The organism is Ornithinicoccus sp. (assembly GCF_057176825.1).
The window spans coordinates 2478311-2505022 of the sequence record NZ_CM169976.1 but is presented as its reverse complement, the minus strand read 5'-3'; the positions used below and the strand labels follow the sequence as shown (position 1 = coordinate 2505022).

Genomic DNA, 26712 nt, shown 5'->3' with positions numbered 1-26712 from the left:
CCCTGCGGTCAGTCGCCGCGGCCGTGCACGATGCCGAGGAGGCGGCCGGCGGGGTCCTGCACGGCCACGAGTGGCGTCCCCAGGGTCTGCATCGCGATCACCACCTCGGTGATCGGGTCGTCCAGCCCGGCCGTGACTACCCAGCCGCGGGGCTGGTGCTGGACCACGGCGCCGACGGTCGTCTGGCCCCGCAGTGACGCGGGCACCCCCTGCAACGCGGTGAGGTCGAGGATCCCCACCGGTCGTCCCGAGCCGTCCACCGCCACGGTGATCGACGTGGGCGCCAGGGGCGGCAACTGCGCCGTCGGCGTGTCGATCCCGACCACACCGACCGGGAGCACCACGTCACGCACGACGGTGCCCTCCAGGTTGCGGCGGGCCTTGCCCACCCGGATCGCCTCGCTCGCGCCGAACCACAGGAACCCGCCGATGAGCACGAGCCACAGCACACGGGTCATGGTCACCTGCTGCCCCGACACGACCGGGATGCCGATCGCCCACCACAGCACGCCGAGCACCACCAGACGGCCGCACCACCCGGCCACCAGGGTGCCCAGCCCACGGCTGCCGGTGAGCCGCCAGACCAGGGCGTCCACCAGGAACCCCCCGTCCAGGGGCAGCCCCGGGAGCAGGTTGAACGCCGCGACGAAGGCGTTGGCGTAGGCGAACCCGGCCGCCAACAACCACGGGACCCCCGGCGACAGGGTCTGCACCAGGAGCCACCCCATGGCGGCGAGCACCGCGTTGGCGGCGGGGCCGGCGATGGCCACGGTCGCGCTGCGCCCGGGTGTGGAGTCCGCCGAATCGTAGGCCGTGTGGCCGCCCCAGAAGTCGGCCACGATCCGGTTCACCCGGTAGCCGCAGGCCTGGCCCACCAGGGCATGGGCCGCCTCGTGCACGAGCACCGACAGCAGCAACAACACGGCGAAGGCGCCGGCCACGGCATACGAGCCCGCCCCGAGGTCGGGGACCAGCCGCTGCACCACGGGACCGAACAGGGCGATGATGACGGCAGCCACCAGCAGCCAGCTCGCCCCCAGGTACACGGGGACCCCCGCGAGCCGACCAACCTGCCAGCCCGGGGTCCGGCGGCTGGTCGAACCCGTCATGGCATGAGCGTAGGCGACGCGCCCGCGCCGGTGTCGGTGGCGGTCCGTAGGGTGCCTCCCATGGCACCAGCACTGTCCCCGAGCCGCGCCTCGGACTTCATGCAGTGCCCCCTGCTCTACCGGTTCCGGGTGGTCGACCGGTTGCCCGAGCCGCCCAGCGCCGCGGCGGCCCGCGGCACCCTGGTGCACGCGGCACTGGAGCGTCTCTTCGACCTGCCCGCCGCCGAGCGCACCCCCGAGGCCGCGGTGGCGCTGCTGCAGCCGGAGTGGGCCCGCCTGGTCGACGCCGAGCCCGACCTCGCGGCGCTGGTGTCCAACGGTGCCGACGCGGAGGGTCCCGATCCCGACGCCTGGTTCGCCGCGGCCGCCGAGCTGGTCAACCGCTGGTTCACCCTGGAGGACCCGCGGTTCCTCGAGCCGGCCGAGCGGGAATTGTATGTCGAGGCGGAGGTGGACGGGCTCGTCCTGCGGGGCTATGTGGACCGGCTGGACGTGGCCCCGGACGGCCGGTTGCGGGTGGTCGACTACAAGACCGGCCGCGCCCCCTCGGAGCTGTTCGAGGGCAAGGCCCTGTTCCAGATGAAGTTCTACGCTCTCGTGCTGTGGCGCACCCGCGGGGTCGTCCCGACCATGTTGCAGCTGGTCTACCTGCGCGACGGGCAGGTGCTTCGGCTCACCCCGGACGAGGACGACCTGCTCGCCACGGAGCGCAAGGTCCGGGCCCTGTGGGCGGCGATCGAGCGCGCCGCGACGACCGGCGACTGGCGACCACGCAAGTCCCGGCTCTGCGACTGGTGCCACCACCAGTCGCTGTGCCCGGAGTGGGGTGGCACCCCGCCACCGCTGCCGGAGGACGCCGCATTGCGGGCGGTCGACCCGCGCCGGACGGGCGAGGCTACGCCTGCGCAGGACGCGACTGAGTGAGCCCTGCCACCGCTTCGGCGAGATCGCCGGCGGACAGCCCTTCCAGGCTGGGCAACTGGACGGTCCCGGGCAGTTCCGGCACCGACACCATGTGCGGCACGACAATCGTCGGCACGCCGGCCGCGGTCGAGGACCGCGCCCCAGTGGGTGAGTCCTCCACGGCGACGCAGTCTTCCGGCCGGAGTCCCAGGGCCTCGGCCGCCAACAGGTACGGATCGGGGTGCGGCTTGCCCCGCGGCACGCGGTCCCCCGTCACCACGGTGCTGAACGTCCCGTCCGGCAGCGACTCGAGCAGGACGTCCGCGAACGCGGCATAGCTCATGGTGACCAGGGCCATCGGCACCTCGAGCTCGCCGAGCTCGGTCAGCAGCTCACGGGCACCCGGCCGCCAGGGCAGTCGCTCCCGGGTACGTCGAATCACCCCGGTCAGCAGCCGGTCGACGACCTCCTCGGGGGTCCCGGTGACCGGCGTCCGCTCGAGGATGGTCCGGGCGGACACGAGCAGTTCGTTGCCGACCAGGTCCAGGGCGTCCCGCTCCGACCAGGTGCCACCGGCCTCACCCACGACGGCGTGCTCCTCGGCCATCCAATATGGCTCGGTGTCGATCAACGTGCCGTCCATATCCCAGAGGACGGCGGCGGGGAGGGCGCGGGCGAGGGGTTCACGGCTCACCGGACGATCGTAGGTGCTGGCCATCGGGGGCCGGGACCGTAGGGTGAGACTGCTGGCACCGAAACCGGAGGTGGTCATGATCGAACTCGAGGAGATCCCCGAGCTGCGCGACCCTGTCGTCGTCGCGGCCTTCGAGGGCTGGAACGACGCCGGCGAGGGCGCCACCAGCGCGGTAGCCCACCTGGTCCGGGCCTGGGACGCCCAACTGGTGGCGGCGATGGACCCCGAGGACTTCTACGACTTCCAGGTCAACCGGCCCAAGGTGAGCACCACCGACGGGCAGCGCAGCATCCAGTGGCCGACCACCCGCATCCTCCTGGCGCGGGACACGCCGATGGGCCGCGACGTGATCTTCGTGCTCGGCATCGAGCCCTCCGTCCGGTGGCGCACCTACAGCTCCGAGCTCCTGGCCTTTGCGCTGCACCACGGCGCCACGCTCTTGGTCACCCTCGGCGCACTGCTGGCCGACGTGCCGCACAGCCGCCCCATCCCGGTCAGCGTGAGCACCGAGGATCCCGAGCTGCGCCGCTCCCGGGACCTGGAGCGCAGCACCTACGAGGGCCCGACCGGGATCATCGGCGTCATCGTCGACCAGGCCCGCCAACTGGACCTCCCGGCCCTGTCGGCCTGGGCGGCCGTCCCCCACTACGCCGGGGGCCCGCCCTCCCCCAAGGCCGCGCTGGCTCTGGTGAGCCGGCTCGAGGAGCTGTTGGAGTGCGTGATCGACGACGAGGAACTGGTCGAGGCGGCCCGTGCCTGGGAGCACGGCGTCGACGACCTGGCCGCCTCGGACGACGAGGTCGCTGAGTACGTCCAGTCCCTCGAGCAGGCCCAGGACACCGCAGACCTCCCCGAGGCCAGCGGCGACGCGATCGCCCGCGAGTTCGAGCGCTACCTGCGCCGCCGCGGTGATCGCGACGGCGGAGGCCCCGCCCACTAGCGACCGGACGCGTGACCTGGCGGCTCACACCCCCCACCGGACGCGTGACCTGGCGGCCCCACACCCTCACCGGACGCGCCATCTGGAGGTCCGGAACGGATTCGGTCGGCTGCCTCCCCGTAGGGTGGCGGGGTGACTCACGGTGGCCGGATCCGCAATCTGGCCGTGGGGATCCTGGTCCGGGAGGGACATCTCCTCGCCGAGGAGTACCCGGTCATCCCGGGCTACCACCGGTTCGTCCGGGCAATCGGCGGGGGTATCGAGTTTGGTGAGCGCGCCGTGGAGGCACTCCACCGGGAGTTTGAGGAAGAGCTCGGCGTCGCGCTCGAAGGCACCCGGCTCCTCGCGGTGAGCGAGAACCTCTTCACGATCCTGGATGACCCCGGGCACGAGGTGGTCCACATCTTCGCGATCGAATGCCGGGCGCTGGAGCGCATCCCTGTGGGCGCGCGACGCTCCGTGCTCGATGCGGAGTCGACCGTGGGGTGGTACCCGCTCGAGGGCTTGGCCCGCGACGACCCACCCCTGTATCCGGCTGGAGTGCTGGACGCTGCCCGCTCACTAGGCCGCTGACCTGCGGTGTCCTCCATACGAGGACACTTCCGAGCCAGCCCCACCAGGACGAGGCCGGCCGCCGTAAGCCGAACCCCGGCAAACCTCGCGTGGAGCCTGAAGGGGCCTATAGGCCCCGAAATCCTCCACACGAGACACGACGGCGCCGATCAGTACCCCGCGCGCCTCCAACGCACCAAGCAGCACCGTCCTTGACCCCACCGACCTGCGATGTCCTCCTCACGAGGACACTTCCGAGCCAGCCCCACCAGGACGAGGCCGGCCGCCGTAAGCCGAACCCCGGCAAACCTCGCGTGGAGCCTGAAGGGGCCTATAGGCCCCGAAATCCTCCACACGAGACGCGACGGCACCGACCCGCACCGTGGACGGCGCCGACCAGCGCGTGCGCGGCACCCCGCACCGGGCGCCACACGGCGCCACGCGACCTACAGCGCGACGCCCAGGAGCGCGTCGACAGCCTGGGCCACCGGATGCCCAGCACCGTCCTCTCCACCAGCAGGCGCCGCACCGTCCGGGGACGACTCCATCACCCCGGCAGCCCACTCGTCGACAACCGCCAACGCCCGCGGTGCATCCAGGTCGTCGGCCAGCGCGGCCCGCACCGCGGCGACAACCTCGGCCACCGCACCCTCGTCGACGACACCAGCATCGACCGCCCGCCGCCACAGCCCCAACCGCTCCCGGGCGGCGTCCAAGAGCGCGGGGACGTACTCCCAGTCCTGCCGATAGTGCTGTGCCAGGAGCACGAGCCGGATCGCCATCGGATCCTCTCCGGAGGCCCGCAGCCGCGACACCAGCACCAGGTTGCCCTTGGACTTGCTCATCTTCTCGCCGTCCAGGCCCACCATCGCCTGGTGCACATAGGTCGTCGCGAAGGGCCGCCGACCCGTGACCGCGGTCGCCTGCACGGCGCTCATCTCGTGGTGCGGGAACACCAGGTCGGTGCCACCACCCTGGACGTCGAAGGACATCCCCAGGTGGCGCAGCGCAATGGTCGAGCACTCGATGTGCCAGCCGGGCCGCCCGTCGCCCAGCTCCCCACCGGGCCAGCTCGGTTCCCCCTCCCGGGCCGCCCGCCACAGCAGCGGGTCAAGAGCGTCCCGCTTGCCCTCCCGGTCGGGATCCCCGCCCCGCTCGCCGAACACCTCCAGCATCTGCTCGCGGGTCCACCCCGACACGGACCCGAAGGTCGGCTGGGTCGCCAGATCGAGGTAAACGTCCGCGCCGGTCCCCTCCCTCTCGGGCACCGGGACGCGGTATGCCGTTCCCGCCTCGAGCAGCTGGGTCACCGCGGACACGTCGTCGGGGATGCCCTCGACCGCGCCCACGTACTGCTGTGGCGCCAGGACCCGCAACGCCTCCATGTCCTCGCGGAACAGGTCGATCTCCTGGGCGGCCAGGTCCTGCCAGTCCACGCCGTCCCGAGTAGCCCGCTCCAGCAGCGGTTCGTCGACGTCCGTGACGTTCTGCACGTAGGTCACCGCCAGCCCGGCATCCCGCCACACCCGGTTGACCAGGTCAAACGTCACGTAGGTGGCGGCGTGGCCGAGGTGCGTCGCGTCATACGGCGTGATCCCGCAGACATAGATCCGCGCCTCCCCGTCGTCGGGGTGCACGGTGACGCGCCCGGCGCTGGCCGTGTCGTGGACGCGCAGCGGGCCGCCGTGTCCGGGCAGACGGGGCAGGGTCGGGGAGGTCCAGGACTTCACAGGCGGAGCCTAACCACCTCACCACAGGGGCCACGGGAGCGGGTATCGGTCGACGGGAGGGGTGGGGAAGGTCCCCGTCTCGAGCAGCGCCGCGGCGCGCTCCCGGACGGCCCCTACCTCGGCCTCGCTGATCACGGTGCACAGCCGGGTCCGCCACCCAGGGTCATCGAGCCGGTTGAGCAGCCGCCCCAACGCGGCCACGTCGCGGTCCGGCAGCGGGTCGCCCGCCCAGCCCCACAACACGGTCCGCAGTTTATCCTCCACGTGCAGGCTCACCCCGTGGTCCACGCCCCACAGTCGCCCGTCACCGTCGCGGAGCAGGTGGGCACCCTTGCGGTCGGCGTTGTTGAGGACGACGTCCAGCACGGCGAGCGAGGCCAGGCCGGGGTCGTCGGCGTGCACCACCAGCAGCGGCTCGCCCTCAGGGCTCTCGGCCTGCAACACCGGCAACCACCCGGGCTCCAGGCCGTCCGGGGTGACGACCTCCAAAAGCCCGCCTCCGGGCCGGGTGAGCAGCTCGGCGGGCTGGTCGATCCACCACTGGAGGGAGCCGGATCCCAGTGGCCCGTCGCGCAGCACGGTGGGAGGCACCAGGTCCCAGCCGCCTGCGGCGGAGATGAGGTATGCCGACACCTCCCGACCCGCGAGCGTGCCACTGGGGAAGTCGTGCAGCGGGCGCTCTCCGCGGACCGGCTTGTAGACCGCGGCCCCGACCTGGGCGTCAGGGTCGCCGGACGTGCCGAGCCGCACCTTCAGGGTCAGATTGGACGCGTCGCGAAGCACACCCTCGACCTCCAGGGGCGCCGTCCGGAGGAGTTCCTCCCGCTGCGGGCCGTCGCTCACCGCTTGTAGCCGTTGGCCCTCGGGCAGATGTGTCCGGACGGGTCCAACGGGTTGCCGCAGAACGGACAGTTGGGCCGGCCACCCTCGACGGCGCGCGCACACCGCTCGGCGAAGCCGCGGGCCTGCGCGGGGGCCAGGACCACGCGCAGCACCTGACCGTCACCGTCGTCGTCGGTGTCCTCCAACTGCTCGGCCAGGTCCTCGGGGAGCTCCTCCCCCAGGGCCTCGCCGAGCGCCTGCAACTGTTGCAGCTCCTCCGGGACCGCCTGCTCCAGGGCCTCGATCACCACGACCTTGCGGGCGGGGTCCCAGGCCAGGCTCAGGCTCTGCACCCGGAAGTCGTCCTCGATGGGGGTGTCCATCGGCGCGTTGTCCGGGAGCGCGTCGGTCGCGGCGGGGTCGAGCTCGTCGGCGACCTGCTCCAGGAGTTCGACCAGTCGCTCGCCCAGGACGCTGACCTGTTGTTTCTCCAGGGATACCGACGTGACCCGCGCCCCCTGGGAGACCTGGAGGAAGAAGGTTCGCTCGCCGGGCGGTCCCACCGTGTCGGCGATGAACCGGTCCGGCAGGTCGTACTCGTTCACCGGCATGCCAGCACCCTAGACGTTCCCCGCCCCGCCCCCGACCGGGGCATCACCGTCCGCGCCCACCGGCTCAGACGGGCGGGGTGGGAAGGTGATCGGGTCGCTGCCCGTGTCGTTCACCCGCAGCACAACGGGATGCCGTCGGGTCTGCTGCACGATGCTGAGCGAGCCGGGATCGATCACGATCCGCTGGAAGCGGTCCAGGGGGGTGCCCAGCGCGTCGGCAAGCAGGGCCTTGATGACGTCGCCGTGGCTGACCGCGACCCACACGGCGTGCGCTCCGTGCTCAGTGGCCACCCGGGCCTGCCAGGCGGCGAGGGCGTCCCGAGCCCGTTGCTGCATCTGCTGCAGCGACTCGTGCGGATGGGTCGGGTCCGCGGGGAACACCACCGTGCTGGGGCGGTCCTGGACGGCCCGCCACAGTGGCTCACGGGCGAGATCCTTGAGGGCTCGGCCGGTCCACGCGCCATAGTGAGCCTCGCCCAGGCGGTCGTCGGTATGCAGTGCCGCGCCGCTGGCCACCCCGTCACCGGAATCGGCCCGGGCTGACAGGATCGCCTCCGCGGTCTCCCGGCACCGCTGGAGGGGGCTGGACACCACGGCGGCCACGGGGGCCGCTGCCAGGCGTCGACCGAGCTGTGCCGCCTGTTCTGCGCCTCGCTCGTCCAGCGCGACGCCGGGGGTCCACCCGGCGAGGATGCCCTCGACGTTAGCCCGGGTGCGTCCGTGCCGGACCAGCACCACGAACGTCATCGGAGCAGACCGGCCTGCTCCGCCGCCAGTGCGGCGACCTCGAGGGCATGGATCCGGGACGGCAGGTCCGGCCCGGTGGGGGCGACCGACAGAGTGGTCACCCCGGCGTCGGCGAAGCGGGTCATCCGCTCGGCGATGCGCTCCTGCGGGCCGAGCAGGCTCGTTTCGTCGATGAACTCCTGCGGCACCGTGCCGGCCGCTTCCCGCAGCCGGCCGGAGAGGTAGAGCTCCTGCACGGACGCAGCCGCGTCCTCATAGCCCATCCGAGACGCCAGTTGGTTGTAGAAGTTCTGCGTGCGGGACCCCATCCCTCCGACATATAGCGCGGCGTAGGGCCGGACCTGGTCGGCGCACCGGGCGACGTCGTCCCCGACGACCACGGGCACGGTCGGGTCGACCTGGAACGCCTTGTCGGGATTGGCGGCACGCTGCCGACCGCGCTCGATCGCGGCCAACTGTTCGGCGGCGAAGTCCGGGGAGAAGAAGACACCCAGCCAGCCGTCGGCAATCTCACCGGCCAGCTCGAGGTTCTTGGGGCCGACGGCCGCCAGGTAGATGGGCACCCGCGTGCCGGTGGGTTTGGCGGCCAGCTTCAGGGCCTTGCCGGGGCCGTCGGGCAGCGGCAGTGTGAAGAACTCGCCGTCGTGCGCGACGGTCTCGCGGGCGAGGGCGGCGCGGACGATCTCGACGTACTCACGGGTGCGTGCAAGGGGTTTGGCGAACCGCACCCCGTGCCAGCCCTCGGAGACCTGGGGCCCGCTGACGCCCAGGCCGAGGCGGAACCTGCCGCCGGAGAGCCCGTCGAGGGTGGCGGCCGTCATGGCTGTGGCGGCCGGAGTGCGACCGGGGATCTGCATGACCCCCGCGCCGAGGCCGATCCGCGAGGTCCGGGCACCGACCCAGGACAGCACGCTCGGCGCGTCGTAGCCGTAGGCCTCCGCGGCCCACACCACCGAGTAGCCGAGCTCGTCGGCCCGCAGCGCCAGGGCCAGGTTGTCCGCGTCGTTGCCCACGCCCCAATAGCCGCAGCTCAGTCCCAGTTCCACGTCTCAGCCACGCTCCTGCTCGTCGTCGTCGTCAGCATCGTCATCGCTGTCGTCGTCATCGCTGTCGTCGTCATCGTCGTCATCTGCGTCGTCGCCATCTTCGTCGACGTCGTACTCGTCGTCGTCCAGCCCGACGTAGGTCGGCGCGTCGTCGAACTCATCGTCCTCGTCGTCGTCGAAGCCGTCGTCTTCGTCTTCGTCGCCTTCGTCGTCATCATCATCGTCGGGGACGTCGTCGAACTCGGTCTCGTCGACGAGGTCGTCGTCGTCCTCGTCGTCGTCGGTGTAGATGTCGAGCGGGGTGACCTCCCCGTAGGCGTCCAGCAGCGCGTCGTCGTAGGCCTCGAACGCGTCGGCGACCTTCTGGTAGGCCGCCTGCACCGCTGGGTCGTCGTCCCCGCGGCGCACCGCCGAGAGCTCAAGATGTGTCTCCAGGGCCGCCACGAGGGCAGACAGCGCAGCGCGCGGGTCGGATGTCATGCCATGACCGTAGCGTCAGATGGGGCCTGGGCACACGGATTTCGGCCGTGCCACGGCCCGGCTGGTGGACAACCCGCCCGGTGCCGTCGCAAGATCAGGGCAATGATCGAGTACGAGTTCCAGGAGCTCACCTTCGGGCGCGACCAGACCCGCGCCGAGGTGCGCCAGGTGCTGGCCGAGAAGGCCGAGTACGGCAACTGGGAGCTGCACCGGGTCCGCCTCTACTGGGGCGGGGTCCGCAAGGCCTGGTTGCGTCGCAAGATCATCCGGGTCCGGCGCACTGCCTGAGCGTGCTCAGCAGTCCTCGATGAGGCGCTGCAGCACCCGGGCCCCGAACTCGACGGCCTCGACCGGGACCCGTTCGTCCACCCCGTGGAACATGCCCACGAAGTCCAGGTCCGGCGGCAGCTGCAGTGGCGCGAAGCCGTAGCCGGTGATGCCCAGTCGGGACAGGTGCTTGTTGTCGGTGCCGCCGGAGAGGCAGTAGGGCAGCACCCGGGCACCGGGGTCCTCCTTGAGCAGTGCCCGCTTCATTGAGTCCACCAGCTCGCCCTCGCTGGGCGCCTCCAGCGCGACGTCCTTGTGCACGATCTCGACCTCGACGTGCTCGCCGGCCAGCTCACGGACGGTGTCCATCAGCTCGTCCTCGTGGCCGGGGAGGAAGCGGCAGTCCAGCGCGGCCGTCGCCGTCTGCGGGATGACGTTGTGCTTGTAGCCCGAGGTCAGCATGGTGAAGTTCGAGGTGTCCTGCAGGGTGCCCTCGACGAACCGGCGGGCCCCGCCGAGGCACTCCAGCACGGGGGCGACGTCGTCCTCCGCCCAGGACCGACCGGTGATGCCGGCGACGCCGTCGAACAGTTCCCTGACGGAGGCGACGTAGGAACGCGGCCACACATGGGCGTTGATCCGGGCGATCGCCTCGGCGAGCCGCACCACAGCGTTCTCGGGGTTGGGGACCGAGCCGTGGCCGGCCCGCCCGTGGGCGTGCAGGCGCAACCAGGCGATGCCCTTCTCCGCGGTCTGCAGCAGGTAGGCCCGGGTAGGCGCGCCGGTGGCCTCCTCCTCCAGGGTGATCGAGAAGCCGCCGACCTCGCTGATCGCCTCGGTGCACCCCTCAAACCACTCCGGGTGCTCGGCGACGACGTGCCCGGCCCCCTTGACGCCACCGGCCTCCTCGTCGGCGAAGAAGGCCCACACGATGTCGCGGGGCGGCTTCTGGCCGGTCCGCGCCAGGTGCCGCAGGTTGGCCAGGAGCATCGCGTCCATGTCCTTCATGTCGACCGCGCCGCGCCCCCAGATCAGCCCGTCCCGGATCTCGGCGGCGAACGGGTCGACGGACCAGTCCTCGGCCTGCGCCGGCACCACGTCGAGGTGACCGTGCAGCACCAGGCCGGGGCGGCCGGGGTCACGCCCCTCGGTGCGGACCACGACGCTGGCCCGGCCCGGGTCGGACTCGGTGAGCTGGGGGTCCAACCCCACCTCGGTCAGCAGCCCCATCACGTACTCGGCCGCGGCCCGCTCCCCCGGCCCGGTGCCGTCGCCGTAGTTGCTGCTGTCGATGCGGATCAGCTCCTGGCAGATCCGGACGACCTCGTCCTGCGGGGAGGGCACGTGGGTGGGGTCGGCGTCGCTCATACCAGCAGGTTAGCCCCACGGTGGCGCGCCCGCTCAGGCCCCCAACAGCTCGGCATACCGCTCCAGATCCACGTTTCCTCCGCTGAGGACCACCCCGATCCGACCGCGCACCGGGACCGCGCCCGCCCGCACCGCCGCGAGCCCCAGCGCGCCGGTCGGCTCGACCACCGTCTTGAGGGTGCTGGCCAGGAGCCGCATGGTGTCCACGAGCTGGTCGTCGGTGGCGGTGACGATCCCGGCGACGTGGCGCCGGATGATCGGGAAGGTGAGCTCGCCCAGGTGCTGGGTCTGGGCGCCGTCGGCGATGGTGCGCGGCGTCTCGATGTGCACGATGCGGCCCTCCCGCAGTGACCTCGCCCCGTCGTCCCCGGCTGCGGGCTCGACGCCGTACACGGCGCACCCGGGCGCGAGCTCGGCGGCCGCCAGCAGGGTCCCGGAGAGCAGGCCGCCCCCGCCCAGGGGCACCGCCAGCACATCCAGGTCCGGCACCTCCTCGAGCAGCTCGGCCGCCGCGGTGCCCTGCCCAGCGATGATGTCCGGGTGGTCGTAGGGCGGCAGCACCGTGCCACCGGACTCCCGCGCGAGCGCGCGGGCGATCTCCTCCCGGTCCTCGGCATACCGGTCGTAGCGCACCACCGTGGCGCCGTATCCCTGCGTGGCGGCGACCTTGCTGGCCGGGGCGTCGTGCGGCATCACGATGGTGGCGTCGATCCCCAGCTCGCGGGCAGCCAGCGCGACCGCCTGGGCGTGGTTGCCGGAGGAGAAGGCGATGACGCCCGCGGCGCGACGTGCGGAGTCCAACCGGCTCAGCGCGTGGAACGCCCCGCGGAACTTGAAGGCGCCCATCCGTTGCAGGTTCTCGGCCTTGAGGTAGACCTGCGCACCGACCGCCTCATCGAGCCGGCGCGACCGCAGCACGGGGGTGCGGTGTGCCACGCCGGCCAGGTGCTGGGCCGCCTCGCGCACGTCCTCGTATGTCGGCAGTTGGCTCATGGGGTCATCCTCGCCGGGCGGGGCGAGGGTGACAATCGGGGCCTCCGGCAATCCGGATCGGCACCTGCTCCGTAGAACTCCCATGAGGCCCTTCCGGTTGACCGCGTCCCTGGCCCTGGCGGCCGCCCTGCTCACCGGATGCGGGGGCGGACGACGAGCCACAGGAGGAGGGAGCCGGCGGCGGTGGGGACGGCGCCGCGGCCGTCATCACGATCGTGGACTTCGGCTACGAGGTCGAGGGGCCCGTCGAGCCGGGCTCGGAGGTCACCGTTGTGAACGAGGACTCGGTGGGGCACACCGTGACCTCCGACGAGGAGGGGCTGTTCGACCTGAACCTCGGCCCGGGCGAGGAGGGGTCGTTCACTGCTCCGGCGGAGGCCGGGGAGTACTCCTTCTTCTGCATCCCGCACCCCAACATGGTCGACACCCTGGTGGTGGAGTGAGGCTTGAGCCGGCCCTGCGCTGTGTCGTCGCCGCGGCACTGGCGGTCGACGCCGTCGTCCACCTGAAGCTGGCCTCCACCATGCAGTTGGCCGCCCCCGGCGGCATCGGCGGCGGGTGGCTGTTCCGGTTGCAGGCGATCGCGGCCCTCCTGGCGATCCTCTACCTGGTGCTCCGGCCCTCGACCGCCGCCTACCTGGTGGCCGGTGTAGTGGCCCTGTCTGCCTTCGGGGCCGTGATCCTCTACAGCCTCGTCAACGTGCCCGCGCTCGGCCCGATCCCCTCCATGTACGACCCCCAGTGGCACCCGCAGAAGACGGTGAGCGCCGTGGCCGAGGGCATCGGCGTGGTCGCCGCGGGCCTCGGCGCGTGGCTGACGTCCCGCCGCTGATTATTGCATTTGTGCAATCCTGCAGTTCTGCATAGACTGCACTTGTGCAACCCCCAGCCCCCACTCTCCGAGAGCGCAAGCGTCTGGCCACCAGCCGGGAGATCCACGACGCCGCCGCCGACCTGACGCTCGCCCACGGGCTGCAGCAGGTGACCGTCGAGCAGATCGCCGAACGGGCCGGGATCTCCCAGCGCACGTTCTTCAACTACTTCGCCGGCAAGGAGGACGCGGTCCTGGGCGTCCGGGAGCCGCAGCTCTCGGAGGAGACCCGGGCGATCCTGTACGACGAGTCGGCCGGTGACGTGCTGACCCGGGTGGTGCTCCTGCTCGGTGCGGTCCTGCGCTCGACGATCACGCCAGGATCCTCCAAGCCGCGGCGCAAGCAACTGGTCCAGGCCCATCCCGAGCTGCGCGCCCGCATCATGACCCGCATCGGCGATGCCGAACGGATGGTGCACCACGCCATCACCGAGTCCACCGTGGGCGACAGGGACGTCCCCGCAGACCTGCACGAGCTGGTCGGCCGACCCGAGAAGGTCCACGCCCTCTTCTACCTCGCCGGCGCGATCGTGCGGTTCATCCACGTCAACGACCCTGGGGGCGTCTCGAGCGACGATCCCGACACGGTCCGCCAGGGCATCCAGACCTTCCGAGAGGTAGTCGCGTCCACGCTATGACCCCCCGCACCACATCCCCCTCCTCCCCCAGCGCGCCGGACCAGCCGCTGGACCGCAGCATCACCCTGCTCTTCGCCGGGCTGATGGTGACCATGCTGCTCGCCTCGCTGAACCAGACGGTGCTGTCCACCGCGCTGCCCACGATCGTCGGCGAGCTGCACGGCGTCGACCAGATGCTCTGGGTAATCACCGGCTTCATCCTGGCCTCGACCATCATGATGCCGATCTACGGCAAGGTGTCCGACCTGCTCGGCCGCAAGCCAGTGCTGCTTGCCGCCATCATCATCTTCGTCGCCGGATCCGTGGCCGCCGCCCTCGCCGGGGACATGACCGACCTCATCGTGGCCCGGGTCATCCAGGGCGTGGGTGGCGGAGGCCTGATGATCCTTTCCCAGGCGGCGATCGCCGACGTCATCCCGGCCCGCCAGCGCGGCAGGTACATGGGCATCATGGGCGGGGTCTTCGCCTTCGCGTCCGTCGCCGGCCCGCTCCTGGGCGGCTGGTTCACCGAGGGCCCCGGCTGGCGGTGGGTGTTCTGGATCAGCCTGCCCCTCGGCATACTCGCGGCCGTCGCGACGGTCGCGTTCCTTCCCGCGCCCCGCAAGCTCCCCACCCGGCCCCCGATGGACTACCTGGGCATGACCCTGATGGCCCTGGCCACCACGTCCCTCGTGCTGGTGACGACCTGGGGCGGCGGCGAGTACGCCTGGGGCTCCCCCGTCATCCTGGGCCTCGGCGCCACGGCCGTCGTCGCCACGGCGCTGTTCGTCTGGGCGGAGTCCCGCGCGAGCGAGCCGATCATCCCGCTCTTCCTGTTCGCCCAGCGCAACTTCACGGTCACCACGGTCGCGGCGCTGCTCACCGGGGTCGCCATGTTCGGGGCGATCAGCTACCTGCCCACCTACCTGCAGATGACCACCGGCCTGAGCGCCACCGTGGTCGGCCTGCTGATGGTGCCGATGATGGGGTCGTTGCTGCTCACCTCGGTAGTGACGGGTCGGATGGTCACGGCCACCGGGCGCTACAAGGCGCTGCCGATCCTGGGGTCGATCGTCCTCGGGGTCGGGTTGTTCCTGCTCTCCACGCTGCAGTACGACTCCCCCACCTGGGTGGTCTGCGCCTACATGGCCGTCATGGGCCTGGGTCTCGGATCGAGTATGCAGATCCTCACCCTGATCGTGCAGAACACCTTCCCGGCGGCCCTGGTGGGCACCGCCACCGCGGCGACCAACTACTTCCGTCAGGTCGGGGCCACGCTGGGCACGGCCGTGGTCGGCAGCCTGTTCACCGCGCGCCTCACCGACCTGATCACCGGACGGATCCCGATGGGCACCGGCCCGGCGGACGGCTCGCACTCGCTCACCCCCGACCTGGTCAACCACCTGCCGGACGAGCTCCGGGCCGTGGTCGTGGAGTCCTACCACGACGCCCTGATCCCGATCTTCCTCTTCATGGTGCCACTGGCCGTCGTGGCTGCCCTGGTGCTCCTGCTGGTGCACGAGAAGCCGCTGGCCACCACCATCGAGGAGAACGTGGCTCAGGAGTCGCTGGCCGAGGGGCAACTCGTCGTCCCCGGATCAAAGTAGCCCCCCGGGTCTCAGGTCACGACTGTTCGTCACCACGCGAGAGAGCGAGCGTTCGACGCTGGATCGTCTACCCACGGACCTGACTCCGGCTCGCGTTCAGACCGGGCGCACAACTATGGCCCCCACTCTCACGCGGAAGGTGGGGGCCATAGTTCGTTGTTCAGCAGACGACGAGTCGTCGCTCTTCGGTGACGAGGGTAAGGGACTCCACGTGCACCGGGCCGCGCTCGTCATCGGAGACCAAGACCATCGTCACGGCCTCCGTGAGTGCCTCCACCAGCTCATCTTCGGTATCCCCGGAGGCGAAGCACCCCGGCAGCTCGTCCACCTCAGCCCACAGGCTGCCGTCATCCTGGAAGTGGACGCGGACGGTGAACTCCATGCGTTGCTGCACAGTCACACCTCACTTGGTCCTGGGGCCGGAGAGGCCCGCCTGCTTGAGTATGGCACTTGTCAGGCTGGGCGAGTAGTCGCGTCCCTTGTGCATGGGCAGCGTGATGGGTCGCTCACCTGACTTCGTCATCTTCACGTTGTGCTTACCACCCAACGTCTGAACCCAACCGTGCTGTTCCAAGAGCCGGATGGCCGACTTCTGGTTCAGCACCTTGGGGAGTTTACGGATCACGTCCCGGACGGTACTTGACGTCACCGACACTCGCCCCGTCCTCCTTCGCGAGGGCGGGGGCACTCTCGTGTTGTCAGGAAGTGAGCGCGAGGCGCAAGTCCAGTTCCACCACCGAGGCGTACGCGCCCCGGTCCGCGTCCGCTGCAGGAATGTCAGGGAGTACCCCGACACGATGGCGGTTGATCGAGCAGTGTCAGGGCCTCTTCGTGACCCCGGTACTGCAGGCGTTGCAGCCAGGAATCTCCCGCTTCGGTAGAGCCGAAGCTGCGAACATGTTGTCGCTCTCCGTGCCGCCGCTGGATGCGATAGGACGTCCCAGCGGCCGTCGTTCTCGTGCTGATGAAGCTGATTCGACGGCCTATCTGGTGCTACCTGACCGGTATCACTCGGTGCCGCCATACCGTCTGACCTGCGGTACTGCTCGGTGTCCGGAGGGGGACTTGAACCCCCACGCCCGTTAAGGGCACTAGCACCTCAAGCTAGCGCGTCTGCCATTCCGCCACCCGGACGAGGGTGTGCGCCACCGGGCTGTGCTCGATGGGCAACGACGGGAAAGATTAGCACGCTACGAGCCGTCCTTCGCAGTCGAGGGGCGCCAGTCGGGAGGCTCGCCGCGCCCCAGTGCCGGGTCGTCGGCGGAGAAGGTCCGCACCCGTCCCGGCGGGGTCAGCGGACCCTCGAACCGCACGCTGACCCGGCCCCGTCCCGCCCCCCAGACCCATCCCGGGCCGAACTCCTCGTGGGCCACGTCCTGGCCCGTCGCCCAGGTCGACCCGCGCTGGTCAAACACCGCCACCCGCTGCAGTCCCCCGGCCTGATCGTCCACCTCCGGAGTGACCATGGGTCCGCCGCTGTCGGGGTAGGCGACGACCGGTCCCGTAGGCGCACCCAACAGGTCGGCGCCCAGCAGTTCGTCCTGGGCGTGCGTGGTCAGCCCGGAGACCCCAACACCCAGCAGCCGCAGGCCCGAGCTGATGTCGACCGTGCCGAGCAGCCGGCGGGCCTCCCGCAGGATGACCCCGGCCTCACCGGTGGCGTGCGGCAGCGTGCCCGACCGCGTCATCGTGGTGAAGTCGTGCTGCCGGGCCTTCACGGTGATGGTGCGCCCGAAGTAGGCGGCGGCCCCGAGTCGCGCGGTGAGCCGGCGCACCAGGGCCTCCAGCTCGGTGTCCAGGCCGGCGCGGTCGGCGATGTCGTGCTCGAAGGTCTCCTCCACCGACACGCTCTTGGTCTCCCGGTCCACGGTGACCTCCCGCTCGTCCCTGGCCCGGGCTAGCTCGTGCAGCCCCCCGCCGTGTGCCTCGCCGAAGATCGCGACGAGGTCGGCCCGGGAGACCCGCGCCAGATCACCCACCGTCTCCACCCCGAACGCGTGCAGCCGGGCTGCGGTCGCCGGACCCACACCCGGCACCGACCGCACGCTCAGCGGGTGTAGCACGTCCTCCTCGGTGCCCGGCGCGATCACGGTCAGACCGGCCGGCTTGCGCAGCTCGCTGCCCAGCTTGGCCATCATCTTGGAGGTGGCGATGCCGACCGAGGCGGTCAACCCACCGGTCTCCCGGGTGATCTGCGCCATCAGGTCGCGACCCAGGGCGGTCAACCCGTCCTGCGAGAAGTCCACGCCCTCGGCGGCGGACAGGTCCAGGAACGCCTCGTCCACCGACACCTGCTCCAGCACCGGCGAGACCTCCCGCAACAGGTCCATCACGACCCGCGAGCTCTGCCGGTAGGCCTCGAACCGTCCCCCCAGGAAGGCCGTGCCCGGCGGACACCGGCGCCGGGCCTCCGCCGTGGGCATCGCCGACCGGGCACCGAAGGCCCGCGCCTCGTAGGAGGCGGTCGACACCACGCCCCGGCCCCCGATGCCCCCGACCACAACCGGCTTGCCGCGCAGCGAGGGCTTGTCCCGCTGCTCCACCGCCGCGAAGAAGGCGTCCAGGTCCAGGTGCAGGATGCTGGCCTGGGGGCGGACACGGGGCATGCGGCCACTGTTCCACAGCACACCGACCGCCCCGTCCGGGAACCCCGGTGGCAGACCCGACTAGTGTGCTGCGGGTGCTCGATCATGTGACCGCCGTCCGCTACGTCGTCCCGCTGCGCGAGGGCGGCTCGATGCCGGGCGTCGTGGAGGGCGAGGACCTCGGGACGTATGTCGTGAAGTTCCGCGGCGCAGGACAGGGCCTGAAGGTGCTGGTCGCCGAGGTGATCGTCGGCGAGCTGGCACGCCGGCTGGGTCTGCCCGTGCCGCGGATGGTGACGCTGAGCCTGCCGGAGGCGATCGCCCGCTACGAGGCCGACGAGGAGGTCCAGGATTTGCTCAACGCCTCTCCGGGCAGCAACCTGGGCATCGACCTGCTCCCCGGGTCGCTCGGCTACGACGGGTCGCGGCCGCCGGACCCGGAGTTGGCCGCGCGCATCCTGTGGCTCGACGCCTATACGGCGAACGTGGACCGCACTTGGTCGAACCCCAACCTGCTCACCTGGCACCGACAGACCTGGCTCATCGACCACGGGGCCGCCCTGTACTTCCACCACTCCTGGCCGAGCAAGGCCCCCGACGCCGACCGCTTCGCCAATCAGCCCTTCGGGGCGCAGGATCACGTCCTGCGTGCCGTCGCTGATGGTGTCGACCTCGCCGGTGTTCATGAGGAGATGTCCACCCGCATCGACCCGGCCCTCCTCGCGGAAGTCCTCGCGCTCGTCCCGGACGAATGGCTGGAGACCACCGAGCAACTGCCGGACGCACCCGCCGTGCGCACGGCATACATCGATCATCTGCTCGCCCGCGCCGGCAACCCGCAGGCCTGGCTCCCCGGGGGTGCCGCGTGACCGCCTACCCCTACCAGTACGTCGTGCTCCGGCTGGTCCCCCGCGTGGAGCGCGAGGAGTTCGTCAACGTCGGGGTCGTGCTCTACAGCCAGCAGGCCGACTACCTGGCCGGGCGGTTCCACCTGGACGAGGACCGCGCGCGGGCGCTGGCGCCGGACCTGGACGTCGCCGCGGTCCGCGACGCGCTCCGGGCCGTGTGCGGGGTCGCTGCCGGTGAGCACTCCCCCTCCACGCCGCGGCTGGACCGGCTGGGCCCGCGGTTCGGCTGGCTGAGCGCGCCGCGCAGCACGATCATCCAACCCGGGCCGGTGCACGGCGGGGTCACCACGGACCCGGCTGCGACGCTCGAGCACCTGGTGCGCATCCTGGTGACATGACTGCACCGCTCGCCCTCACCTGGCACCCGATCACGCAGCGCCCCGACCTGCTCGCCGAGCCGGTGCGCGCCGCACTGCTGACCTCGCCCGTCCGTGACGACATCGAGGTCACCGAGATCGACCCGGACCTCGCCGACACCCAGGCCCTCGTGGACGCCACCGACATCACCCTGGAGGAGTCGGCCAACTGCATCGTCGTGCTCGGCCGCCGCGGGGAGAACGAGAAGGTGGCGGCGGCGCTGGTGCTGGCGCACACCCGGGCGGATGTCAACACCACGGTCCGCAAGTCGCTGGACGTGCGCAAGGCCAGCTTCATGCCGATGGAGCGGGCGGTCGAGGAGTCGGGCATGGAGTACGGCGGGATCACCCCCGTCGGGCTGCCCGCGGACTGGCCGGTGCTCGTGGACGCCCGGGTCGTCCAGGCCCCGCACGTGGTGATCGGGTCGGGCCTGAGGCGGTCCAAGCTGCGCCTGCCCGGCGCGTTCGTGGCGACGCTGCCGACCGTCGAGGTCATCGACGGCCTGGGCCGCTGACGGGCCGCAACCCGGCCGCGGCTCCGGCCACAGTCTCGCTGAGCCGGTCCAGGTGCTCGGAGGCCAGGCGCCAGCGCTGCCAGTAGAGCGGCACGTCCCGGTGGCCGTCGGCGACGCGCACCAGGCGTCCGTCCTCGAGCGCCCCGCCGAGCTGGTGCTCGGGCACCATGCCCCACCCCAGTCCCGCCAGCACGGCCGCGACGAACGCCTCGGACGAGGGCACCTCGTGCACCGGCGGCTGCAGCCCGCCGCGCGCAGTCAACAGGTCCTGTTGCAGCGCGTCCTTGGCGTTGAAGTCCACGACCGGCATGGTCGCCAGGTCCACCGCGCCGTCCCGGGTGTACCGCTCGACCAGCCCGGGCACCGCCACGGGGAGGTACCGCATCGCGCCGAGGCGGCGCACGCCGCACCCCGAGACCGGCCGCGGGTCCGAGGTGATCGGCCGCCATCACCTCACCCTGGGCCAGGAGCGCGTCCGTGAGCTGCTGGTCCTCCACGCGCAGCCGTAGGACGGCGTCGTCCCAGCCGGCCACCGTGGCGAGCACGGGTCGGAACCAGGTGGCCAGGGAGTCGGCGTTGACCGCGACCGGCAGGACGGCCCGCCCCTGGTCCGGGCCCCCGAGGGCGGAGGCGACCTCCTGCTCGACCAGCTGCACCTGGCGGGCGGCACGCAGCAGGACCGTCCCGTCGCCGGTGGCCCGGCAGGGCGTGCCCCGCTGGACCAGCACCCGCCCGGTCGCGGACTCCAGGGCCCGGATGCGCTGGCTCACGGCCGACGGCGTCACGTGCAACCGGCGGGCGGCGGCCTCGAAGGTGCCCTCCTCGACGACGGCGAGGAGGGCCCGGAGCTGTTCGTGGTGCATGAAGCAATGCTACGCATACCTCAAGAATCATTCGCTTCCCTTCAGCCCGCGTCCGGCCTAGCGTCGATGGTGTGATTCCCGTGGTCGCGACCGGCTTCGTCACCGGTCTGTCCCTCATCGTCGCCATCGGCGCCCAGAACGCCTTCGTCCTCCGCCAGGGGCTGCGCCGCGAGCACGTCGGCGTCGTCATCGCGGTGTGCGCGGTGGCCGACTTCCTGCTCATCGCCCTGGGGACCGCCGGGGTCGGGGCACTGGTGGCCTCCCACCCGCGGGTGCTCACCGTGGTCACCTGGGCGGGAGCGGCCTACCTGCTGTGGTTCGCGGCCCGCTCGGCCCGGTCCGCGATGCGGCCCACCGCACTGACCCCCGACCGCCCGACCTCACGGAACTCGGTGCTGGCCACGGCGCTGGCCCTCACCTTCCTCAACCCGCACGTCTACCTCGACACGGTCCTCATGGTGGGCACCCTGGCCTCGGCCCAGGGCGACGCCCGCTGGTGGTTCGCCGCGGGAGCCATGGCCGCGAGCCTGGTCTGGTTCCCCGCCCTGGGGCTGGGCGCGCAGGGGCCTCGCCGCGGCCCCTCTCCTCGCCCACGACGTGGCGCGTCGTCGACGGGCTCGTGGCCGTGGTCATGGTGGTACTGGCCGTCCGGTTGCTCGCCGGCTGACCCGGGAGCTGGGGGACCCGACGACCCGGGGGCTACCCGAGGTCGTAGCGCACGCAGACCGTCCGGTATGCCACGTCAACGGCCTCCTCGACGCCCACTCCCGGGTGGTCCTCCACGAGGGTGCGCCGCACGTGCGCGGCCACGGCCCGCTGCTCGTGCGCCGGTGAGGCGAGGTAGTAGGAGCGGGTCGTCACCAGGTCGACCAGGTCACCCAGCAGCATCCGGTCGGTCCAGGAGACCGTATGCCGTCGGGCGGGGCCGAACCCGCCGACCGGTCCCACCAGGCTGGCCTGGTCCTCGGCATCCCTGCCCCGCGGCCACGCCATCGGGGTGGTGTGCATCGCCTCCTCGAAGCGGTCCAGCCAGGGCACGCTGACGTCGAAGACGTTCCAGACCAGCCCCAGTGCGCCCCCCGGCCGCAGCACCCGGGCCACCTCGGCCGAGGCCGCGGCGACGTCCACCCAGTGCCAGGACTGGGCGAAGGTGATCACGTCGGCGCAGGCGTCCGGCAGCCCGGTCGCCTCGCCGGTGCCGTCCTGCACCGGCACCCCGGGCAGCGCCGCCCGCAACTGGGCGCGCATGGCCTCCGAGGGCTCGACGGCGGTGACCCGGTGTCCCAGCCCGGCCAGGACGGCGGTGAACTTCCCCGAGCCGGCCCCGACGTCCACGACGTCCCGTGGCGGCTCCCCCACCATGAAGCTGGCCGCCTCCTCGGGGTAGCCCGGGCGGAGCCGGGCATAGCGGTCGGCCCCGACGGTGAAGCTGCCGGCCAGCCGCTCCCGCGCGTCCGGACCCTGGCTCTCGCCCGGTCGCCGTCCGTCAGTCACCCCAGCATCATCGCAGCGCCCGGCACAGGCGGTCAGCGCAGCGCCCAGAAGGCCACGGCCGACGCCGCGGCGACATTCAGCGAGTCCACCTCGCCGGCCATCGGGATCCGCACGGTCAGGTCCGCCCCGGCGATGGTGCGGGCACCCAGACCGTCCCCCTCCGTCCCCAGGACCAGCGCGAGCCGCTCCGGTGGGTCTGCGGCCAGGTCGTCCAACGACACCGAGTCCTGCCCCAGCGCGAACGCCGCGACGGTGAACCCGGCCGCACGCAGCACGTCGATCCCGGACGGCCACGGGTCGATCCTGGTCCAGGGCACCTGGAAGACGGTGCCCATCGACACGCGCACCGAGCGCCGGTAGAGCGGGTCGGCGCACCGCGGCGTCACCAGGACCGCGTCCACCCCGAGCGCCGCCGCGGACCGGAACACCGCCCCGACGTTGGTGTGGTCCACGATGTCCTCGAGCACGGCCACGCGTCGGGCGCCGGCGAGCAACTCGCGCGGCTCCGGCAGGACGGGACGCTGCATCGCGGCCAGGGCCCCCCGGTGCAGGTGGAACCCGGTCATCGACTCGATCACCGGCGCGGTCGCGGCATACACCGGTATGCCGTCACCCGCCGCCCGCGCGACGAGGTCGCCGAGGTCGGTGAGCCAGCGGGGCGCCATGAGCAGCGACCGGGGCCGGTGCCCCGCGACCAGCGCCCTGCGGATGACCTTCTCGGACTCGGCCAGGTAGAGCCCCCGCTCCGGCTCGATCACCCGGCGCAGCGCCACATCGGTGAGCGAGAAGTAGTCCGCGACGCGCGGGTCGGCGGGGTCCTCGATCCAGGTGACACCCGGGGGCAGGACCTCGGGCCGCGGGCTCGCGGTCGGGCGGCGCGTCATGTGAGGAGCACCACGATCGCGACGGTGCCGATCACCACGATGACGCTGCGCAACAACCAGGGAGGCATGGCCCGGCCGACCCGGGCGCCGATGAACCCACCGGCCAGCGAGCCGATGGCGACGAGACCGACGATGCGCCAGTCGATCTGCGCGGGCTGCACCACCAGGAAGGTCAGGGCCGCCACCAGGTTGACGATCAGGCCCAGCACGTTCTTGATGCCGTTCAACTCCTGGATCCCGAGCGGCAGCAGCACGCTCATCAGCCCGATCAGCAACACCCCCTGGGCTGCGCCGAAGTACCCGCCGTACATCCCGGCGACGAGGATCCCGACCAGCAGCGCGATCCAGCGACCCCGGGTCATCGTGTGGGCGTGCTGCCCGGCCGCCCAGCGGTTCAGCCGGGGGCCGGCGACCACGAGCAACAGCGCCAGGGCGATCAGGACCGGAACGATCGTCTCGAACGCCGACTCCGGCAGCACCAGGAGCAGCAGGGCGCCGATGATCGCCCCGGCGAACGAGGCGGGGGCCAGCCGGGTCAGCATCTGCCGGGATCTCCCGAGCTCGGTGCGGTAGCCCCACGCCCCGGACATCCCGCCGGCGACCAGACCCAGGCTGTTGGAGATGTTGGCGGACACCGGGGGGTGGCCGAAGAACACCAGGGTGGGGAAGGTGATCAGGGTCCCGGACCCGACGATGGTGTTGATCGTGCCCGCCGCCATCCCGGCCAGGGCGATGGTGAGCGCCTCGACCCAGGTCACGAGGGGGAACCGGCCCGCGCCGCCCAGCGCGGGCCGTGCCGGTCCACCACCAGGGGCAGGCCGAAGGTCTCCGAAAGGTTCTCCGCGGTCAGGGTCACCTCGATCGGACCGGCCGCCACGACCCGGCCCTCGCGCAGCATCAGGATGTCGGTGAATCCCGGCGGGATCTCCTCGACGTGGTGGGTGACCAGGACCATCGCCGGGGCGGTGACATCCTCGGCCAGCACCTGCAGCCGCCCCACCAGGTCCTCCCTGCCCCGCAGGTCCAGGCCGGCGGCGGGCTCGTCCAGCAGCATGAGTTCCGGGTCGGTCATCAGGGCCCGGGCGATCTGCACCCGCTTGCGCTCCCCCTCGCTGAGCGTGCCGTAGTGCCGCGACGCCAGGTGCGCGACCCCCATCGCCTCCAGCAGGTCCCCCGCCCGCTGCAGGTCGAGGTCGGCGTAGTCCTCGCGCCAGCGCCCGGTCACGGCGTAGGAGGCCGTCAGCACCACGTCGGCCACCTTCTCCTCACCGGGGATCCGGTCGGCCAGCGCCGCGCTGGACAGGCCGATCCGGGGCCGCAGCTCGAAGACGTCGACCGTCCCCAGGACCTCACCGAGGATTCCGGCCACCCCGGTGGTGGGGTGCATCCGCGCGGAGGCCACCTGCAGCAGCGTCGTCTTGCCGGCGCCGTTGGGCCCGATGACGACCCACCGTTCCCCCTCCTCCACCGACCAGTCGACGTCCTGCAGCAGTTCGTTACCCCCGCGGGTCACCCCGACGCCGGCGAATTCCAGGACATCGCTCATGGGCCGCAAGACTAGTTGCCCCACCCGTGTCCGGCGCCTACCGGGTCCGACCGGGCACTCGGCATACGATGCGGCCGTGGCAGTCCTCCCAGCGAGTGTGCGCGTCGCGTTGTGGGCCAGCGCGGCGTTCGCCGGTCGCGTGCCGGTGGCCGAGGTCGCCGAGCGGGCCATGCCTGACCTGGACCACTGCTCCGGCCTGACCGAGCGCCTCGAGGTCTGGCGCGATCTGGGCGAGCAGGTGCTGCTCGTGGCGCTCCCTCGTCCGGGCGATCTGACCGGCCTGCCGAGCGGGTCCCAGGAGCTGGTCGGCGCAGCGCTCGAGGCCGAGGAGCTCGTCTTCGTGCCCGGCATCGGCGGGGCCCTGGTCCCGAGCATCGAGGAGTTCGGCCCGGAGGGTGACCGGGGGTGGCAGGCGCGCTGGACGTTCTTCGACGCCGACCCGGTGCCAGCACACGTCGTCCAGGCGGTGGCCCTGCCGGACGTGGAGTTGGCGCTGCGGCGGGAGACCGGGGAGCTGACGGCCCGGCTGGCGGCGACGGCGGCGACCCCGATCGGCGGCGAGCACCTGGAGCGACTCGCCCGCCGCACCGTCGACGAGGACTGGGGCGTCCCCGACGGCCTGCCCTCCCGCGCGGTCCGGGTGATCGAACTCGCGGGCTCGCTGACCTCCCTGGCCGAGATCGGGCTGGACGGCCGCCTCCAGAGCGTGGACTCAACCGGCACGCTGCAGCGCGAGCGCATCCTCCAGGAACTGCACGACCGCGCCGCCCGCGCGCTCGTGGCCGCGACCAACGTCGCCTCGATGCACCTGGCCGGCTGGCGCTGACCATTTTCATAGCGAGTTTGTCGCCCCATCCCGCATTTTCGTAGTGGATCTGCGCGGGCCGTGCGCGGCAAACCCGCTACGAAGATTGTCGTGGGCGCAGCAAACCCACTACGAAAATGGGGGGGTTCAGCGAAGGACGTGGCGGTAGACCTCGACCGTGCGCTCGGCGACCGTGGTCCAGGAGAACTGGTCGATGGCCCGCTGACGCCCGGCCTCGCCCATCCGCCCGGCACGCTCGGTGTCCGACACCGCCTCGCGGATCGTCGCCGCGAGGTCGGCGACGAATCGGTCCTCGTCCAGCGGCGTCCCGGTGCCGTCGGTCATCTGCTCGATCGGCACCAACCAGCCGGTCTCCCCGTCGACGACCACCTCCGGGATGCCGCCCGTCGCAGTGGCGACGACGGCCGCGCCACAGGCCATCGCCTCCAGGTTCACGATCCCCAGGGGCTCGTAGACGGACGGGCACAGGAACACGGTGGCGTGGGACAGGAAGGCGATCACCTGCTGGCGCGGCAGCATCTCGGCGATCCACACCACGGGGGAATCGGCGCCGCGCTCACGGCGCAGCTCGTCGGTCAGGCCCTCCACCTCGGCCTTGATCTCCGGGGTGTCCGGCGCCCCGGCCAGCAGCACGATCTGCAGCTCGGGCGGCGCCTCCCGCAGGGCGCGCAGCAGGTAGGGCAGGCCCTTCTGCCGCGTGATCCTGCCGACGAAGACGGCGCTGGGCCGGTCCGGGTCAACCCCGTGGTCGGCCAGCACCGCGCGCGCCGCCTCGCTGGTGTCACGCTGCCACAACTCGGAGTCGATCCCGTTGTGCACCACGTGCACCCGCTCGGGGTCCACTTGGGGATAGCTGGCCAGAATGTCGGCCCGCATGCCCGCCGACACCGCGATCACGCCGGCGGCACCCTCGTATGCCGTGCGCTCGGCATACGAGCTGACGGCGTAGCCCCCGCCCAGCTGCTCGGCCTTCCACGGGCGCATCGGCTCCAGCGAGTGGGCGGTGAGCACGTGCGGGATGCCGCCCAGCAGGCCACCCAGGTGGCCCGCCATGTTGGCGTACCAGGTGTGCGAGTGCACCAGCTCGGCACCCGACGTGGCGACATCGTCCGCCATCGCCAGGTCGACCCCGAGGGTGCGCAGGGCGGCGTTGGCCTCCCGCACCGTGTCGGGCACGCCGTAGCCGGTGGTCCCGGGCTCGTCGACGGGGTCGTCGAACGCGCGGACCTGCACCTGCATGTCGGGCAAGCCACGCAGGGCCCGGGTCAGCTCGGCGACGTGGACCCCGGCGCCTCCGTAGATGTGCGGCGGGTACTCGCGGGTCAGGATGTCGATTCTCACGGACACCACGCTAGTGGCACGCGCAACCCCTAGAGGA

At 71.7% G+C, this 26712-nt stretch carries 31 protein-coding genes, 1 tRNA gene and 2 pseudogenes; 13 read left to right on the top strand and 21 right to left on the bottom strand.

Going from position 1 to position 26712, the window contains the following annotated elements; all coding sequences use genetic code 11:
* Nucleotides 1–8 precede the first annotated feature (8 nt).
* Nucleotides 9–1109, bottom strand: a complete 1101-nt coding sequence (locus tag AC1QRC_RS12435) for a site-2 protease family protein (RefSeq protein ID WP_484203612.1) — start codon at nt 1107–1109, stop codon at nt 9–11.
* Between the two features lie 60 nt (nt 1110–1169).
* On the opposite strand from AC1QRC_RS12435, the gene AC1QRC_RS12430 reads away from it, so the two are divergent.
* Nucleotides 1170–2033 (top strand): RecB family exonuclease, encoded by an 864-nt coding sequence (locus tag AC1QRC_RS12430; protein WP_484203611.1) that lies wholly within the window; start codon nt 1170–1172, stop codon nt 2031–2033.
* Here AC1QRC_RS12430 and AC1QRC_RS12425 read toward each other — a convergent pair.
* Nucleotides 2005–2706: an HAD family hydrolase gene (locus AC1QRC_RS12425; protein WP_484203610.1), complete on the bottom strand. Its 702-nt coding sequence runs from the start codon at nt 2704–2706 to the stop codon at nt 2005–2007. The genes AC1QRC_RS12430 and AC1QRC_RS12425 overlap by 29 nt on opposite strands.
* A gap of 76 nt (nt 2707–2782) precedes the next feature.
* Between AC1QRC_RS12425 and AC1QRC_RS12420 the strand changes: the two genes are divergently transcribed.
* Together AC1QRC_RS12420 and AC1QRC_RS12415 are read left to right on the top strand one after the other, a co-directional pair.
* Nucleotides 2783–3646, top strand: coding sequence for a PAC2 family protein (locus AC1QRC_RS12420; protein ID WP_484203609.1), 864 nt, complete (start codon nt 2783–2785; stop codon nt 3644–3646).
* A gap of 132 nt (nt 3647–3778) precedes the next feature.
* Nucleotides 3779–4219: an NUDIX domain-containing protein gene (locus AC1QRC_RS12415; RefSeq protein ID WP_484203608.1), complete on the top strand. Its 441-nt coding sequence runs from the start codon at nt 3779–3781 to the stop codon at nt 4217–4219.
* Between the two features lie 425 nt (nt 4220–4644).
* Here AC1QRC_RS12415 and mshC read toward each other — a convergent pair whose 3' ends face one another.
* Genes mshC through AC1QRC_RS12385 form a run of 6 tightly spaced genes read right to left on the bottom strand, consistent with a single transcriptional unit; the run spans nt 4645 to nt 9598 of the window.
* Nucleotides 4645–5928 (bottom strand): cysteine--1-D-myo-inosityl 2-amino-2-deoxy-alpha-D-glucopyranoside ligase, encoded by a 1284-nt coding sequence (mshC, locus tag AC1QRC_RS12410; RefSeq protein ID WP_484203607.1) that lies wholly within the window; start codon nt 5926–5928, stop codon nt 4645–4647.
* A gap of 18 nt (nt 5929–5946) precedes the next feature.
* Nucleotides 5947–6771 (bottom strand): SCO1664 family protein, encoded by an 825-nt coding sequence (locus AC1QRC_RS12405; RefSeq protein WP_484203606.1) that lies wholly within the window; start codon nt 6769–6771, stop codon nt 5947–5949.
* Nucleotides 6768–7361, bottom strand: a complete 594-nt coding sequence (locus tag AC1QRC_RS12400) for a DUF3090 domain-containing protein (protein WP_484203605.1) — start codon at nt 7359–7361, stop codon at nt 6768–6770. The genes AC1QRC_RS12405 and AC1QRC_RS12400 overlap by 4 nt, the downstream gene beginning before the upstream one ends.
* Nucleotides 7362–7370: 9 nt before the next feature.
* Nucleotides 7371–8108 carry an MSMEG_4193 family putative phosphomutase gene (locus tag AC1QRC_RS12395; RefSeq protein WP_484203604.1) on the bottom strand — a complete coding sequence of 246 codons (738 nt, stop codon included), beginning with the start codon at nt 8106–8108 and terminating at the stop codon, nt 7371–7373.
* Nucleotides 8105–9154 (bottom strand): LLM class F420-dependent oxidoreductase, encoded by a 1050-nt coding sequence (locus AC1QRC_RS12390; RefSeq protein WP_484203603.1) that lies wholly within the window; start codon nt 9152–9154, stop codon nt 8105–8107. Before AC1QRC_RS12390 ends, AC1QRC_RS12395 begins: the two co-directional genes overlap by 4 nt.
* Before the next feature lie 3 nt (nt 9155–9157).
* The gene (locus AC1QRC_RS12385) at nt 9158–9598 is read right to left on the bottom strand and encodes a hypothetical protein (RefSeq protein ID WP_484203602.1); all 441 of its coding nucleotides are present in this window, start codon (nt 9596–9598) and stop codon (nt 9158–9160) included.
* Between the two features lie 138 nt (nt 9599–9736).
* Here AC1QRC_RS12385 and AC1QRC_RS12380 point away from each other — a divergent pair, with 138 nt between their 5' ends.
* Nucleotides 9737–9922 (top strand): DUF5703 family protein, encoded by a 186-nt coding sequence (locus AC1QRC_RS12380; protein ID WP_484203601.1) that lies wholly within the window; start codon nt 9737–9739, stop codon nt 9920–9922.
* A gap of 6 nt (nt 9923–9928) precedes the next feature.
* On the opposite strand, the gene AC1QRC_RS12375 is transcribed toward AC1QRC_RS12380, so the two are convergent.
* Together AC1QRC_RS12375 and AC1QRC_RS12370 are read right to left on the bottom strand one after the other, a co-directional pair.
* A complete protein-coding gene (locus AC1QRC_RS12375) occupies nt 9929–11269 on the bottom strand; it encodes a M20/M25/M40 family metallo-hydrolase (RefSeq protein ID WP_484203600.1) in 1341 nt (446 codons plus the stop codon).
* Nucleotides 11270–11302: 33 nt separating this feature from the next.
* A complete protein-coding gene (locus AC1QRC_RS12370) occupies nt 11303–12262 on the bottom strand; it encodes a threo-3-hydroxy-L-aspartate ammonia-lyase (RefSeq protein WP_484203599.1) in 960 nt (319 codons plus the stop codon).
* A 215-nt stretch (nt 12263–12477) separates the two neighbouring features.
* Here AC1QRC_RS12370 and AC1QRC_RS12365 point away from each other — a divergent pair, with 215 nt between their 5' ends.
* Genes AC1QRC_RS12365 through AC1QRC_RS12350 form a run of 4 tightly spaced genes read left to right on the top strand, consistent with a single transcriptional unit; the run spans nt 12478 to nt 15357 of the window.
* Nucleotides 12478–12705: a plastocyanin/azurin family copper-binding protein gene (locus AC1QRC_RS12365; protein WP_484203598.1), complete on the top strand. Its 228-nt coding sequence runs from the start codon at nt 12478–12480 to the stop codon at nt 12703–12705.
* Nucleotides 12702–13094, top strand: a complete 393-nt coding sequence (locus AC1QRC_RS12360; RefSeq protein WP_484203597.1) for a hypothetical protein — start codon at nt 12702–12704, stop codon at nt 13092–13094. Before AC1QRC_RS12365 ends, AC1QRC_RS12360 begins: the two co-directional genes overlap by 4 nt.
* Nucleotides 13095–13138: 44 nt before the next feature.
* The gene (locus tag AC1QRC_RS12355) at nt 13139–13771 is read left to right on the top strand and encodes a TetR/AcrR family transcriptional regulator (protein WP_484203596.1); all 633 of its coding nucleotides are present in this window, start codon (nt 13139–13141) and stop codon (nt 13769–13771) included.
* On the top strand, nt 13768–15357 hold the full coding sequence (locus AC1QRC_RS12350; RefSeq protein ID WP_484203595.1) for an MDR family MFS transporter: 1590 nt from the start codon (nt 13768–13770) through the stop codon (nt 15355–15357). Before AC1QRC_RS12355 ends, AC1QRC_RS12350 begins: the two co-directional genes overlap by 4 nt.
* A 160-nt stretch (nt 15358–15517) precedes the next feature.
* On the opposite strand, the gene AC1QRC_RS12345 is transcribed toward AC1QRC_RS12350, so the two are convergent.
* The 4 genes from AC1QRC_RS12345 to AC1QRC_RS12330 all read right to left on the bottom strand — a co-directional run bounded on the left by AC1QRC_RS12345 (nt 15518) and on the right by AC1QRC_RS12330 (nt 17963).
* On the bottom strand, nt 15518–15751 hold the full coding sequence (locus AC1QRC_RS12345) for a type II toxin-antitoxin system HicB family antitoxin (protein WP_484203594.1): 234 nt from the start codon (nt 15749–15751) through the stop codon (nt 15518–15520).
* A 9-nt stretch (nt 15752–15760) separates the two neighbouring features.
* Nucleotides 15761–15961 (bottom strand): type II toxin-antitoxin system HicA family toxin, encoded by a 201-nt coding sequence (locus AC1QRC_RS12340; RefSeq protein ID WP_484203593.1) that lies wholly within the window; start codon nt 15959–15961, stop codon nt 15761–15763.
* Between the two features lie 446 nt (nt 15962–16407).
* Nucleotides 16408–16491: transfer RNA gene (locus tag AC1QRC_RS12335), tRNA-Leu, on the bottom strand.
* A 56-nt stretch (nt 16492–16547) separates the two neighbouring features.
* On the bottom strand, nt 16548–17963 hold the full coding sequence (locus AC1QRC_RS12330) for a DNA polymerase IV (protein ID WP_484203592.1): 1416 nt from the start codon (nt 17961–17963) through the stop codon (nt 16548–16550).
* Between the two features lie 74 nt (nt 17964–18037).
* Here AC1QRC_RS12330 and AC1QRC_RS12325 point away from each other — a divergent pair, with 74 nt between their 5' ends.
* From AC1QRC_RS12325 to AC1QRC_RS12315, 3 genes are read left to right on the top strand one after another with little or no spacing between them, the layout of a single operon-like run.
* Complete coding sequence (locus AC1QRC_RS12325) at nt 18038–18811, top strand: HipA family kinase (protein ID WP_484203591.1); 774 nt, start codon at nt 18038–18040, stop codon at nt 18809–18811.
* On the top strand, nt 18808–19188 hold the full coding sequence (locus tag AC1QRC_RS12320; RefSeq protein ID WP_484203590.1) for a DUF3037 domain-containing protein: 381 nt from the start codon (nt 18808–18810) through the stop codon (nt 19186–19188). Before AC1QRC_RS12325 ends, AC1QRC_RS12320 begins: the two co-directional genes overlap by 4 nt.
* On the top strand, nt 19185–19721 hold the full coding sequence (locus tag AC1QRC_RS12315; protein ID WP_484203589.1) for a YbaK/EbsC family protein: 537 nt from the start codon (nt 19185–19187) through the stop codon (nt 19719–19721). Before AC1QRC_RS12320 ends, AC1QRC_RS12315 begins: the two co-directional genes overlap by 4 nt.
* On the opposite strand, the gene AC1QRC_RS12310 is transcribed toward AC1QRC_RS12315, so the two are convergent.
* The gene (locus AC1QRC_RS12310; protein ID WP_484203588.1) at nt 19699–20106 is read right to left on the bottom strand and encodes a LysR substrate-binding domain-containing protein; all 408 of its coding nucleotides are present in this window, start codon (nt 20104–20106) and stop codon (nt 19699–19701) included. The genes AC1QRC_RS12315 and AC1QRC_RS12310 overlap by 23 nt on opposite strands.
* A 358-nt stretch (nt 20107–20464) precedes the next feature.
* A pseudogene (locus AC1QRC_RS12305) lies at nt 20465–20584 on the bottom strand (LysR family transcriptional regulator); the annotation flags it as partial.
* Between the two features lie 71 nt (nt 20585–20655).
* Between AC1QRC_RS12305 and AC1QRC_RS12300 the strand changes: the two are divergent.
* A pseudogene (locus AC1QRC_RS12300) lies at nt 20656–21251 on the top strand (LysE/ArgO family amino acid transporter).
* Nucleotides 21252–21283: 32 nt separating this feature from the next.
* Here AC1QRC_RS12300 and AC1QRC_RS12295 read toward each other — a convergent pair.
* From AC1QRC_RS12295 to AC1QRC_RS12280, 4 genes are read right to left on the bottom strand one after another with little or no spacing between them, the layout of a single operon-like run.
* Nucleotides 21284–22078 (bottom strand): class I SAM-dependent methyltransferase, encoded by a 795-nt coding sequence (locus AC1QRC_RS12295; RefSeq protein ID WP_484203587.1) that lies wholly within the window; start codon nt 22076–22078, stop codon nt 21284–21286.
* Nucleotides 22079–22110: 32 nt separating this feature from the next.
* Nucleotides 22111–22962 carry a TrmH family RNA methyltransferase gene (locus AC1QRC_RS12290; protein ID WP_484203586.1) on the bottom strand — a complete coding sequence of 284 codons (852 nt, stop codon included), beginning with the start codon at nt 22960–22962 and terminating at the stop codon, nt 22111–22113.
* Nucleotides 22959–23720 (bottom strand): sulfite exporter TauE/SafE family protein, encoded by a 762-nt coding sequence (locus AC1QRC_RS12285; protein ID WP_484203585.1) that lies wholly within the window; start codon nt 23718–23720, stop codon nt 22959–22961. Before AC1QRC_RS12285 ends, AC1QRC_RS12290 begins: the two co-directional genes overlap by 4 nt.
* Nucleotides 23717–24508: an ABC transporter ATP-binding protein gene (locus tag AC1QRC_RS12280; protein WP_484203584.1), complete on the bottom strand. Its 792-nt coding sequence runs from the start codon at nt 24506–24508 to the stop codon at nt 23717–23719. The genes AC1QRC_RS12285 and AC1QRC_RS12280 overlap by 4 nt, the downstream gene beginning before the upstream one ends.
* 76 nt (nt 24509–24584) lie before the next feature.
* Between AC1QRC_RS12280 and AC1QRC_RS12275 the strand changes: the two genes are divergently transcribed.
* Nucleotides 24585–25334 carry a hypothetical protein gene (locus AC1QRC_RS12275; RefSeq protein WP_484203583.1) on the top strand — a complete coding sequence of 250 codons (750 nt, stop codon included), beginning with the start codon at nt 24585–24587 and terminating at the stop codon, nt 25332–25334.
* Nucleotides 25335–25460: 126 nt separating this feature from the next.
* Here the strand turns inward: AC1QRC_RS12275 and glgA are convergent, their stop codons facing one another.
* The gene (glgA, locus tag AC1QRC_RS12270) at nt 25461–26675 is read right to left on the bottom strand and encodes a glycogen synthase (RefSeq protein WP_484203582.1); all 1215 of its coding nucleotides are present in this window, start codon (nt 26673–26675) and stop codon (nt 25461–25463) included.
* Nucleotides 26676–26712 lie beyond the last annotated feature (37 nt).